The 11,615-nt window shown below is 35.7% G+C and carries 14 protein-coding genes; 13 read left to right on the plus strand and 1 reads right to left on the minus strand.

The features are described from left to right. The first annotated feature begins 93 nt into the window (after nucleotides 1-93). The 7 genes from ACLI50_RS07645 (at nucleotide 94) to ACLI50_RS07675 (ending at nucleotide 5,329) form a co-directional block, all read left to right on the plus strand. Complete coding sequence (locus tag ACLI50_RS07645; protein ID WP_202841171.1) at nucleotides 94-423, plus strand: hypothetical protein; 330 nt, start codon at nucleotides 94-96, stop codon at nucleotides 421-423. Between the two features lie 88 nt (nucleotides 424-511). Then, nucleotides 512-1,678, plus strand: coding sequence for a hypothetical protein (locus tag ACLI50_RS07650; RefSeq protein ID WP_202841169.1), 1,167 nt, complete (start codon nucleotides 512-514; stop codon nucleotides 1,676-1,678). A gap of 32 nt (nucleotides 1,679-1,710) precedes the next feature. Beyond that, nucleotides 1,711-2,103 carry a hypothetical protein gene (locus ACLI50_RS07655; protein ID WP_202841167.1) on the plus strand — a complete coding sequence of 131 codons (393 nt, stop codon included), beginning with the start codon at nucleotides 1,711-1,713 and terminating at the stop codon, nucleotides 2,101-2,103. Between the two features lie 187 nt (nucleotides 2,104-2,290). Beyond that, nucleotides 2,291-2,737, plus strand: coding sequence for a 6-pyruvoyl trahydropterin synthase family protein (locus ACLI50_RS07660; protein WP_202841165.1), 447 nt, complete (start codon nucleotides 2,291-2,293; stop codon nucleotides 2,735-2,737). A gap of 20 nt (nucleotides 2,738-2,757) precedes the next feature. Further along, entirely contained in the window at nucleotides 2,758-3,528 is a 771-nt protein-coding gene (locus tag ACLI50_RS07665; protein WP_202841163.1) for a UDP-2,3-diacylglucosamine diphosphatase, read from the plus strand. Nucleotides 3,529-3,720: 192 nt separating this feature from the next. Beyond that, the gene (locus ACLI50_RS07670) at nucleotides 3,721-4,713 is read left to right on the plus strand and encodes a LuxE/PaaK family acyltransferase (protein ID WP_411413511.1); all 993 of its coding nucleotides are present in this window, start codon (nucleotides 3,721-3,723) and stop codon (nucleotides 4,711-4,713) included. 70 nt (nucleotides 4,714-4,783) lie between these two features. Further along, nucleotides 4,784-5,329 carry a hypothetical protein gene (locus ACLI50_RS07675; RefSeq protein WP_411413512.1) on the plus strand — a complete coding sequence of 182 codons (546 nt, stop codon included), beginning with the start codon at nucleotides 4,784-4,786 and terminating at the stop codon, nucleotides 5,327-5,329. A 278-nt stretch (nucleotides 5,330-5,607) separates the two neighbouring features. Here ACLI50_RS07675 and aqpZ read toward each other — a convergent pair whose 3' ends face one another. After that, nucleotides 5,608-6,324: an aquaporin Z gene (gene aqpZ, locus ACLI50_RS07680; RefSeq protein ID WP_110008304.1), complete on the minus strand. Its 717-nt coding sequence runs from the start codon at nucleotides 6,322-6,324 to the stop codon at nucleotides 5,608-5,610. 218 nt (nucleotides 6,325-6,542) lie between these two features. On the opposite strand from aqpZ, the gene ACLI50_RS07685 reads away from it, so the two are divergent. From ACLI50_RS07685 to ACLI50_RS07710, 6 genes are all read left to right on the plus strand, one after another. Next, nucleotides 6,543-7,163: a DUF5715 family protein gene (locus ACLI50_RS07685; RefSeq protein ID WP_227943444.1), complete on the plus strand. Its 621-nt coding sequence runs from the start codon at nucleotides 6,543-6,545 to the stop codon at nucleotides 7,161-7,163. A 62-nt stretch (nucleotides 7,164-7,225) separates the two neighbouring features. Beyond that, entirely contained in the window at nucleotides 7,226-8,005 is a 780-nt protein-coding gene (locus tag ACLI50_RS07690) for a hypothetical protein (protein WP_238349643.1), read from the plus strand. Nucleotides 8,006-8,021: 16 nt separating this feature from the next. Next, nucleotides 8,022-8,645 (plus strand): hypothetical protein, encoded by a 624-nt coding sequence (locus ACLI50_RS07695; protein ID WP_202841153.1) that lies wholly within the window; start codon nucleotides 8,022-8,024, stop codon nucleotides 8,643-8,645. A gap of 149 nt (nucleotides 8,646-8,794) precedes the next feature. Continuing rightward, nucleotides 8,795-9,427 (plus strand): sensor histidine kinase, encoded by a 633-nt coding sequence (locus tag ACLI50_RS07700; protein ID WP_238349642.1) that lies wholly within the window; start codon nucleotides 8,795-8,797, stop codon nucleotides 9,425-9,427. Continuing rightward, nucleotides 9,396-10,073: a response regulator transcription factor gene (locus tag ACLI50_RS07705; RefSeq protein ID WP_202841152.1), complete on the plus strand. Its 678-nt coding sequence runs from the start codon at nucleotides 9,396-9,398 to the stop codon at nucleotides 10,071-10,073. The genes ACLI50_RS07700 and ACLI50_RS07705 overlap by 32 nt, the downstream gene beginning before the upstream one ends. Before the next feature lie 149 nt (nucleotides 10,074-10,222). After that, nucleotides 10,223-11,569, plus strand: a complete 1,347-nt coding sequence (locus ACLI50_RS07710) for a T6SS phospholipase effector Tle1-like catalytic domain-containing protein (protein ID WP_411413513.1) — start codon at nucleotides 10,223-10,225, stop codon at nucleotides 11,567-11,569. The last annotated feature ends 46 nt before the right edge of the window (nucleotides 11,570-11,615 follow it).

Below are 11,615 nucleotides of genomic sequence, written 5' to 3' on the forward strand. Positions count from 1 at the left end.
AAAATGATTCTGAACTGGAATGAACTTTCATTATCAAAGATATTTTCATTTGCTGTTCCGGTTTTACTGTTTTCTTTTCTTACTTATCTCTTTTTGGGAACAGCAATAATCAGAAAAAAATATTATTTGCGAAATTTAAGGGAAGAAGCTAAAATTGATCCTTTAGAAAAGCAAATCATAGTATTGGATAAACAGAGCCAAAAAGAGAGAAAAATAGATTTTGATAAAATTAAAGCCGTTGAATTGTATTATTCATGGAATTCAAATGCCTTTTCATCAGATCTGGGATATTCTAAAATTGTAATTGAGGATAATGCTGAACCTATTTTGATTACTCAGAATAATATCAACCAATACTATATTTATAAAGCTTTTAAGAATAAAGTAACTGTAAATAAATCAAAATTTGCAAATAACTTATAAAGAAATGATTTGAGCCAGGCCTCTTGTACTGTTGGCTCTGAATTTGTAGCTTATCGGATGACAATTATCAATCAAAAACTAGATACATATGAAATTCTCTTATTCACTGACTTTACTCTTGTTAAGCATGGCGGGCTATGGCCAGGAAAATCCTTACTGGTTTACAGATGATATTAAAAAAAAGGTGGCAGACTCCACCCAAAGTCAATCCTGGAGAAGCCAGATGGCTGCAACATTTTACTCGATAAGCGGACAATATAAATCTGCATTGGAAAGTTGGGATATGACTTTTGGAAGAGTGAAAAAGCTGAGCACTGCAGATAGTTTGAAGTTTACGAAATTAATCCCCGTCAACGCAAAAGATTATATCTTAGAAAGATCCGTTAGTGAACAGATTATCATCATTAATGAAGCCCATCACAATGCCAGTCACCGAACTTTCGCATCTTCCTTACTGCAGGGATTATATGACAAAGGTTACAGATATTTGGGACTTGAAACATTAGCGGGTGACTCTGTAAACACCACAAAATTTGCTGCTCTTAACAGTGGATATTATTCCAAAGAACCGGAATTCGGAAACTTTATTTACAATGCCTTGAAAATTGGGTTCAAGCTTTTCTCATATGAAGCAGAAGGAAATAATAAACAAAGGGAAATAGGAGAGGCAAACAATATCTTCGATTTTATGCAGAAAAATAAAGAAGGCAAATATCTGATCTATTGTGGCTATCAGCATGCTTATGAAGGGGTTCATAAATCCTGGGAGAAAACAATGGCGGGGCGACTTTCCGACCTGACGGGGATCAATCCTTTTACGATTGACCAGACTCAGTTTTCAGAAAAAAGTAGCCTGAAGTATAATGAACCGCTTTTAAGATTGATAAATAATACCATCCCTGTTGTTTTGAAAGATGAAAATAAGGGAATATACAATGGAGAAGACAAGGAGTTGTATACTGATATTAAAATCATTCATCCTGTTACTAAATACATCAACGGAAGGCCGCATTGGATGTTGAGTAAAAACAGGAAGTTTTACAAAATTCCTTCTTCTAAAATTTCAAATTATCCGGCCCTGGTTTTAGCTTACAGAAAAGGTGAATTTGAAAAGGAAGGTGTTCCTGCGGATATCATTGAACTCAATACTTCCCAAGACAGTCGTTTTTTAATCCTGGATAAAGGAAATTATGATATTGTTGTAAAAGATAAAGCGTATACCATTATTAACAAGTTTGAAAAAACGATAAGATAATGTCTGAAATATCTGGGTAGAAGAACGAGGTAATGAAAAATAAGTTAAGAAAAATAACTGTCAATACTATAGAATACTTGTATTTGGTTTCTGATCAATATCACTCTGAAACTAAAACTAATACTTTGACTGTAAAAGTATTTTTAAACGGACAAAAGCAAACCCCTCTAATCATCAAATTTATGACTGTCGAGGATTATGTAATGGGGCAGCCTTTAAAATCAGGTGTGAAACTGATGAATAAAATCACAGGTTCAGAAGATGAGATAAATCTCAATAAGCCTAAATACATCAGGCAGTTAATTGTAATGGGGTTAAAAAAAGGATGGTCCGGTTTCAATTCAATGGAAATACAAAACGGACTTGATTATTTGAGAGAATTAGGCTTTCAAACCGGTCAATTAAAACCAGAATATAATGAATAATTTTTCCTGTAATGTAATAGAATAAAACGACCGCTGTTTTTACTAGGGAAACATCAAACAAACATCTCCATGAAACTTTCTATTTCAACAATATTATTTTCAGGTTTTTTCTAAAAAGAATATTTTAAAATCGTTGTAATAGAAACAGTCTTTTCTCTATTAAGCTGTTTTATCCTATCTTTGTACTATGATACGTATTACAAAAATTTTTACATTCGAAACGGCTCACGTGCTTTACAACTACGATGGGAAGTGTAAAAATATGCATGGGCACTCCTATAAACTGTTTGTAACAGTGAAAGGAAAACCGATTAATGATATTGAAAATCCTAAAAATGGAATGGTGGTAGATTTCGGAGATATCAAAAGTATCGTAAAATCTGAAATCGTAGATGTATGGGACCATGCGGTTCTTGTCAATGCGCTGTCTCCACACAAAGAACTGGGAGATGACCTTGAACAGAAAGGACATAAAGTAATCTATTGCAGCTTCCAGCCAACCTGTGAAAACATGTTGTATGCCATTGCTGCTAAAATCAAATCGAGACTTCCCGAAGGAATTTCTTTAGCCTATCTTAAACTTCATGAGACAGAAAACTCTTATGGAGAATGGGTTGCAGAAGATAATCAATAATTTTTCACAAAACTCAGAAGGTGTTAAAAACAACAATTAATTTAGAACCTGGAAAAAAAGTATATTTCGCTTCGGATCAGCATTTTGGTGCCCCTACACCAAAGGAAAGCAAGGTGCGGGAAGAGAGATTTATACGCTGGATGGATGAGATCAAGGAAGATGCGCAGGTTTTGTTTTTAATGGGTGATCTTTTTGACTTCTGGCACGAATGGAAGCATGTCATTCCCAAAGGATATGTCCGGGTGCTCGGGAAAATTGCAGAATTGAAAGACAGAGGAATTCATATTTATTTCTTTGTCGGAAATCATGATCTTTGGATGAAAGATTATCTGGAAGAAGAAATCGGGTGTACCGTATTCTATCAGAAACAATATTTTGAAATGGGAGGGAAGCAGTTTCTGCTGGCCCATGGAGATGGTTTGGGACCTGGAGATAAAGGCTATAAAAGAATGAAAAAATTATTCACAAACCCTGTGGCACAATGGTTTTTCAAATGGCTTCATCCCGATATTGCGATGAAAGTAGCATTGTATCTTTCCCAAAAAAATAAAATGATCTCAGGAGAAGAGGACAAGGCTTTTCTGGGAGAAGATAAAGAGTTTCTCATCATTTATTCCAAAGAAAAGCTGAAAACCCAGAAGATTGATTATTTTATCTATGGACACAGACATCTGCCTATGGTACTGGATCTGGAACAGAATGCAAAATATATCAACCTTGGAGACTGGATTTCCTATTTCACTTACGGGGTTTTTGAAAAAGATTTTGAACTGGAAACTTTTGAAAAATAAAGCAAAAAAAATTACCTCTAAAAAGAGGTAACTTTCGAACGGGTGGAAAACCCACTCTTGTTTTTAATCCATATTCCGGATAAGTCATTGCAATAAGTCTACCAAAATAGGTTTTATGCATTAAAAAATTATTAAAAAAATATTCTATCTCTATAATTGCCCTGCAGCCGGGGATTAAGAAACTCAAAAATTATGGAACTGAAAAATATATTCAACATACAGACTGAACAGGATTTCCTGAATGCCTCATTGAAAACATTTCGTTATCAATATGAAAATGTTGAAATATACAGGAAATTTGTTGATTTTCTGAAGGTTAGTCCCGATGAGGTAGATAGTCTGGTGAAGATTCCGTTTCTTCCTATTGAAATGTTTAAAAATCATCAGATTCTGGATAAAAATGTGGATACGGATCTTTTCTTTCAAAGTTCAGGAACCACCCAGATGAACCTTTCCAAACATTTCATCGCAGATCCGGAACTTTATGAGGAGAGTATTTATAAAAGCTTTGAACAGTTCATCGGAAAACCGGAAGATTTTATTTTTCTGGGGCTGCTTCCAAGTTATCTTGAGAGACAGAATTCATCACTCATCTATATGGTAGATTATCTGATGAAAAAATCTGCCAAGCCGGAAAACGGATATTTCCTTTATAATCATGCTGAACTCTTTGAACTATTGAACACCTTGCAGGATAAAAAAGTGATTCTTTTCGGAGTTTCTTTTGCTTTATTAGACTTTCTTGATTACTGTCATTCTGAGCAAAGCGAAGAATCCCTGAATTTCCCTGAAAATTTAATAGTGATTGAAACCGGCGGTATGAAGGGGCGGAAGGAAGAAATGACCAAGGATGAATTGCTTAAAATATTGCAGGAAGGCCTTAAAACGGAGAAAATCTATTCAGAATATTCTATGACAGAGTTACTTTCACAGGCTTACTCCCTTGGAAATAATGAATATGAGTGTCCCAACTGGATGAGAATTATGGTTCGCAATGCAGAAGATCCCTTAACGTACCAAAAAGAAGGCCGCACAGGAGCTATTAATATTATTGATCTTGCCAATACCCATTCCTGCTCATTTATTGCCACACAGGATTTAGGAAAAATAATCGGTGATAAATTTCAGGTGTTAGGAAGAATAGACCATTCAGATATCAGAGGATGTAGTTTACTGGTTAGCTGATGATTTAAACCGAAGAAAGCAATTGTTAATTGTCAATTCGCTCCACTTATTAATTTTTGTATCATAAAAAATGATCAAAATAGAAGAACTCATACACGCCTACATCCATTCCCATTGCGATTTTGAAAAAGAAATCGTACTGACGAATTATTTTCAGGCAGATTGGGAAGCGGACATATTAATCATAGATTCGGAGGGTGGAAGTCATGAAATTGAAATTAAACTTTCAAAAAGTGATTTTAAAAATGATTTCAAAAAATCATACCTGAATAAAGACACCGGAGAAAAATTTCTGAAACACGATAAAATTTCCTGTGGAGATTATATGTGTAATTCTTTCAGTTTTTTGCTCCCGATGGGAATGGTAGATGCTGCTTTAATTCCGGAACATTGCGGAATCATTGAATTCTATCACAATGCGGATACCTGGGATACCGAATTTTATCTGATCCGCCAGCCTAAAAAACTCCATGAAGATTCCTACTGGAAACTGAATGACAAAGATTTTTTTATCAGGAAGATAGCTTTGAATCTTCTCCAGCGTAAAATGGAAATTAAAGGAAAGCACGAGGAACTGATTTTTAAAAATCCTTTTGAAATCAAAAAACTGAAATAAAATTAAGGAGGTTTCTTATTCTAACGCAAAGACTTATTTTCTATATTGAAAGTTTAAGAAAGCAAAGAAGGAATCACAATTTCATTGATTTTTATTAAGCGATCGTAAAACCTATCACTTTATCAACGACGTAGTCGCAGCCACTTTGCTCCATTAAATAAAAATTCATCTTTATAAAAACTTTGCGTTTACAAAGAATTTCAAAACAATTATTCAAAATCAGAAAATAAAAAAATCCTGCCGCCTGACAGGATTTTATCATTGAATAGTATTTTAAATTAATCTGCAATTTCAGCAGTATCTCTCTGAAGTAAGAACTTGTAGATTAAACCTCCTACAACTCCTCCCAAAATAGGGGCAACCCAGAACAGCCAAAGCTGTGACATTGCAATTCCTCCCATAAACACTGCCTGAGAAAGTGATCTCGCAGGGTTTACAGAAGTATTTGTAATCGGGATTGAGATCAGGTGGATCAACGTAAGAGCAAGACCGATGGCAAGACCGGCAAACTTACCGTTAGCCCACTTATCCGTGGCTCCCATGATTACAATAAGGAAAAAGGCGGTTAATAAAAACTCAGCAAGAAATGCAGCTCCCATACTGAAAGCTTTTCCGTTATAAACGGCTTCACCGTAGAAGTTGGTGGCGAAATCTCCGGGTTTTGAGAATTCTACCGCTCCGGCTCCGTTAAGAATCGTATACAGGCATCCTGCTGCTACAATTGCACCCAGACACTGTGCCACAATGTACGGGATAAGGTCTTTTGCAGAAAATCTTCCTCCTGCTAAAAGTCCAAAAGAAACTGCCGGATTAAAATGCCCTCCTGAGATATGGCCTACAGCGTAAGCCATGGTAAGAACAGTAAGACCGAAGGCTAAAGCAACTCCTAAAAGTCCGATGCCAATATCTGGAACACCAGCTGCGAAAACAGCGCTTCCACATCCTCCGAAAACAAGCCAAAATGTGCCGAAAAATTCAGCGAAAAGTTTTTTTATCATGTTGTTTATTGTTTAAAGTATCTCAAATGTAAAATTTAAATCTTAAAGTAAAAAGATAAATCTGAAAAATATTTCAAAAAAGAGAGAACAAAAATTACAAAATCTGTAATTTGGTGTAAAGTTTGTTTGGGATTTGTTTAGAGAGTATAATAGTCGGTTTTGAAAGATATAACATAAATGTTTTATCTTTCATTTGTAATTTAAAAGGATGGTGAATGAGAAAGTTTTTTTGTGTGGTCTTTGTACCTTTTATTTATAGTTTACATTATTCGCAGGCAGCTAAAAAAGCTTTTCCCTGCTATGATCTTGCCACTGTATTAAAGGTTGAGCCTACGCCGCTTTATAAATCTCATCTTGATGCCTCAAAAAGTTTTGGGGTACAGCTGCTGAAAGATTCCAAAACAGTGCAGCGATACATCAATAGCGGCAAATTCCACAAAATAAAAAAATCGGGTAAAGGATATCGCGTTCAAAAACTTGATTACAGCAGGGCTTATATGGTATCAAAGGCAAAAACTACATTGGAAAAAATAGGTTCTAAGTTCAGCAAGGATACAAAAGGCGGTACCTTTACTGTTTCATCCATTACCAGAACTCTTGAAGACCAATGCAGGCTTAGAAGAGTAAATTCCAACGCCTCACTAGGGATTAGTTCACACAATTATGGTAATTCTTTTGACATTTCTTATGTAAGATTCAACAACGTTTTAAAGTACAATCCGAAAATGGAATTGGCATTGGAGAAAGTTTTAAAGTACTATGAGAAAGCTGGTAGAATATATTTCATCAAAGAGAAACAACAGAGCTGTTATCATATTACTGTGAAAAATTATTAATTAAAATCCTCTTGCGTAGCATATTTAGTTTCTATATTTTTATAGGACTAAAAACTATGCTTATGTCAACATTAAACATTGTAGACTATATGCTGCCTGTAGAAGAATGCAGGACAGCATCAAATGAATGGAAAGCATCTCTTTCAGACTTTTCCAGAATTCAAAAGCTTATCCCTACCAACTATGTTTTTAATATTTCCAGAGAACACCTTGAATGGATGAAAGGGTTCAGTGATTATAAAGACTTCTGTGCTGCAGTAGGAATTTACAGAGACCGGTTGATTCTTATTTTTTATCCTATGAATAACGACGGGGAAAAAATAGATGTAAAAGAATATCCATACAGTTTCCTTACCGAACTTGATAAAGATCTGAGGCTGCAGGAAATCCAGGAATATACCGTCATCAGAAATGCGGTTCTTTCCAGAGATCTTGAGAGTATGGAGAAGAATGCCAATATGGGATTCCCGGTTTCCAATACACCGGTTCTTGAGCAGGACAAAGCTGTAGATGCTATTGAACGCTGGAGAAACCAGGGGATGGACTGGTTTTATAAAGAGAGCAGAGAAAATGAAGGCAGCGGAATTTTCAGAAAATTCTATGTTCCTGTAGCAGACCTTTGCCTTTCAGATGAAGGGTTGGCTGGTATTACCTGTTCTTTTGGTATCAGATACAATGATATCTATGGAAAAATGCTGGTAACCCTTATTTTTATCTCTTTCCGTGAAAATCTAAGGAATGCAGAACTGGGAGCAGAAGTGATTTCCAATACTTATGACTGGGCAAAGCCGTGTCCTCCTATCTGCCGTATTCCGGATGTAGATGTAGGAAGTGAATTTTAAAATGATATACTGAGGAATGGCTGGACTTTATAAGGCAATTTTATTCCTGAATTATGCACTGCTTCTATCTGTTATACTGCTGGGAGCAGCAAAATACCGCATATTAAATCATAAAGAAAAGCAATATTTTCATTGTATTGCTTTTCTTTTTTTTATTGAGCTGCTGAATCTGGCGCTGCCTTATATCTTCAGACTGAATGATACTTCATTCCTCTATCCTTTATATATCGCAGGAGAATTTTTCCTTCTGACGGGTTTATTTGTCAGAAAACTGGACTGGCCAAAACCTGTTCTGTGGATTACAGGTGCATTGGCAGCTGGCTTTATGATCTCGAAATATGGATTTGATTATCCTGCCAATGCCGATATTGCGAAAGTAGTTTCCAATATCATCATCATCTGTCTTTCCGGGTTTACATTGATCCGTGAGATTAAGAATACCTCTCTACAGAACCGTTTTCTTCTCGTAGATGCCAGTATTTTTTTCTACTATTCCGTTTCGGTATTTATTTTTATCATCCAGCATCAGATTGCCAATCTGTCGGAAAATGATTACTATACAATTCTCAGTGCCAATAATATTCTTTCGGGTATTTTGTACTGTTCATTTTTATACACTTTTATCAGATTAAAGAAGTAACTTTAAATATCAATCTGCTGATCCTTATAATTGTTACCATAACAGTTATAGTATCCTTTATTCTGTTAGCGTACAGGGCTTTTATAACCAGAATCATTAAGGAGAAAAATGTACAGCATGAGGCGGAAGTTCTCCATCAGAAGAAATTGGTGCTGGAAAATATCAAAGCCCAGGAAGAAGAAAGAAAAAGAATTGCGGTCATGATTCATGATGATATCGGAAACCGTCTCAATATTCTTTCCTTATGGTTAAATAATCTGGATACTCAGGGCGATGAGCTGATCAAAAAAAATATCTACGGTCAGATGTCTTCCCTGATTGATGCTGCCAGAAGTATTTCCCATTCATTATACCCTGTAAACCTGGAGTCGGTAGGGCTGGTTTTATATGTTGAAGAATTAATAGCCAACCTTTCCCACAAAATCAATATCTCTTTGCAGGTAATGCAGGGATATGAAAAGAAAGATCTTTTTGTGGAAGTACAGCTGTACAGAATTATTCAGGAGTTTACTACCAATGTGATCAAACATTCGGACGCAACGGATATCTGGATTTACATGAAAGATTATCCTGACAATATGGCTGTAGTGATTTCGGATAACGGGCAGGGCTTTGAATATGAAGATGTGAAAAAAGGAATGGGAATAAAAAATATCGAATCCCGCATCAAATCTATGAATGCCACACACAAATGGAAAAAAACATTTTCAAACAAAGGAAGTCGTCTAATCATAAAAATTCCAAAATATCATGAGTTCCCAAATCAAACTAGCACTGATTGATGATGAACAGCTGATCCTCGAAGGGGTAAAAATGCTGCTGTCCAATGAAAAAAATATATCGGTAACCCTTACCGCAGATAATGGCCCCGATTTTATAGAAGACCTCGGAAAACTTTCAAAAGATGAATTTCCTGATATTGCTCTTGTAGATGTTCAGATGAAACCCATGAACGGTTTTGAACTGGTAGAAATCCTCAAGGAAAAATATCCTGATCTTAAAATTATTATCCTGTCATCCCATTATAAAACCTCAATTCTCGGATATATGGTCAAACTGGGAGTATCTGCGTTTCTGCCGAAAAATTCGAATAAGAAAACCTTTATTGATGCCATTACAATGGTAGACAAAAACGGAGTTTTTTTTACGGCTGAAGATCATCAGATGCTGTTTACTTATATGAACAGTTCTGCTAAGAAAAATTCTCTTTTTGAAACAGAAGATGAATTATCCGAAAGAGAAAAAGATGTGGTAAAGCTGATCTGTCAGGAACTGACTAACAACGAAATCGGAGAAAAACTCTTTATCAGCCCAAGAACTGTAGAAAGTCACAGACAGCGTATTCTCGAAAAAATCGGAGCCAGAAATACAGTAGGAATCGTCATCTATGCTATTGTCAACAATATTTACTCCCTTGAAAAAATATAAATTGATTCCGTAGAAATACGGAATTTTTTATTTGGTACTTTTCACTCTAGCTAACCTTGTTTTTCTTCTGTTATTTTGGAATGTCTCTTTAAGGGATGTCAGTTGAAAAAAACACAACAGGATCTGTAATAAAAAATTAAAGTAGAAACATGAATGGTAACAGAGTGATTTCCGTCGGGATTTTCTTTGACGGCACAGGAAACAATGGAGTCAATATCCTTTCACCGGATAAACCGCTGAATAATAATGAAAGCTATTACGGGACTTTCAGCAATATCTATAAATTATACAGTCTGTTCGTTGGAGATGAAAAGATATATATTGAAGGAATTGGTACTGTAACGGGGCATGAAGATAATAATTTTGCTATGGCAACATGTGCAAACCCACCCTATGGAAGTGGTTATTCATCTGATGATAAACTTCAGAAAGCAGGGGAATTTGTGCAAAAAATAGCCTATGATGACACCAAAGAATACCATTTTTATGTATACGGATTCGGCCGGGGAGGTATGTTGGCAAGAACCTTATGTAATCAGCTTCTGACTCATTATGCTGTGGGAAATTGCAGAATAAAATTTCTGGGGCTTTTTGATACGGTAGAGTCCAAACCTTTTAATACCTATAATATGAATATGTCTGTACAGATAGAGAATGCTCTGCATTTTTGTGCAGTTAATGAGGGCAGGTTTTTCTTTCCGCTTACCGGCTTATTTGAGAATTCAAAAACAATGAAGGATCAGAAATCAGAAAAAAAATCATCAGTTTGGAAAGAAGTATTCGTTCCCGGAGATCATGCCGATATTGGAGGCGGCTATCTTGAAGGACCGCAATCTGTTTATATTTCTACAGATTTCGCAAATGTTGATGATCTGCATAGCTATGTTTCAGATATCAGAAATGCAAAAACCAGTGCTGATGGAAATAAAATCTGGGATGCATTGCTCTCAGAATATAAAGTGGAAACAGTGAATGGACTTTCGCAGGCATTTGTATGCAGGGATAAAGTATATAACGACCTCTCAAAAGTATATGGAAAACTGATGATGGATGAGACCAATATCATATTGTCAGTGTTTAGTACAGAAAATGAAGCCTATTTCGGAACAGATTATAATAAACATTCTTTTCTTAACAGGTATTATAGTAAAATGAAAGAATATCTGAAGGATCTTTCCGGAAACAAAAAGCCAATATATGATTTCGGAAAATTTGCAGAGTATACGCATATTTCATCAAACTTCGGATTGTACAGTAACAGTTTCCGGTACAGAACCCAGCGTGAAATTAATATTGAGCTGATCAATAACGGATTAAATGTATCAAGCAGTACCTCCGTTGATGAAACAAGCCGGACAAAAAGACTTTCCGTAGAACTTCATCTGCCGGAAGACAGCTTTGTTGCAGATTTTCTTTATGGAACAAACGTTCCCAATAATGATATCTGGCTTCGCTCTATTGTAAAAACACCGGCAGCTGTTAGAGTAAATGAATAGAAGCATTCGTGAAAATACTTCTCAGTTTTAAATTTAGGTTAGGGGA

Origin of the sequence: Chryseobacterium cupriresistens, assembly GCF_046614675.1 — a bacterium.
Taxonomy (GTDB): domain Bacteria; phylum Bacteroidota; class Bacteroidia; order Flavobacteriales; family Weeksellaceae; genus Chryseobacterium; species Chryseobacterium cupriresistens.

Coding starts and splice junctions, on each gene's coding strand:
- ACLI50_RS07650 (WP_202841169.1), top strand. CDS start 512: ATGAAATTCTCTTATTCACTGACTTTACTCTTGTTAAGCATGGCGGGC.
- ACLI50_RS07655 (WP_202841167.1), top strand. CDS start 1,711: ATGAAAAATAAGTTAAGAAAAATAACTGTCAATACTATAGAATACTTG.
- ACLI50_RS07660 (WP_202841165.1), top strand. CDS start 2,291: ATGATACGTATTACAAAAATTTTTACATTCGAAACGGCTCACGTGCTT.
- ACLI50_RS07670 (WP_411413511.1), top strand. CDS start 3,721: ATGGAACTGAAAAATATATTCAACATACAGACTGAACAGGATTTCCTG.
- ACLI50_RS07675 (WP_411413512.1), top strand. CDS start 4,784: ATGATCAAAATAGAAGAACTCATACACGCCTACATCCATTCCCATTGC.
- ACLI50_RS07685 (WP_227943444.1), top strand. CDS start 6,543: ATGAGAAAGTTTTTTTGTGTGGTCTTTGTACCTTTTATTTATAGTTTA.
- ACLI50_RS07690 (WP_238349643.1), top strand. CDS start 7,226: ATGTCAACATTAAACATTGTAGACTATATGCTGCCTGTAGAAGAATGC.
- ACLI50_RS07695 (WP_202841153.1), top strand. CDS start 8,022: ATGGCTGGACTTTATAAGGCAATTTTATTCCTGAATTATGCACTGCTT.
- ACLI50_RS07705 (WP_202841152.1), top strand. CDS start 9,396: ATGAGTTCCCAAATCAAACTAGCACTGATTGATGATGAACAGCTGATC.
- ACLI50_RS07710 (WP_411413513.1), top strand. CDS start 10,223: ATGAATGGTAACAGAGTGATTTCCGTCGGGATTTTCTTTGACGGCACA.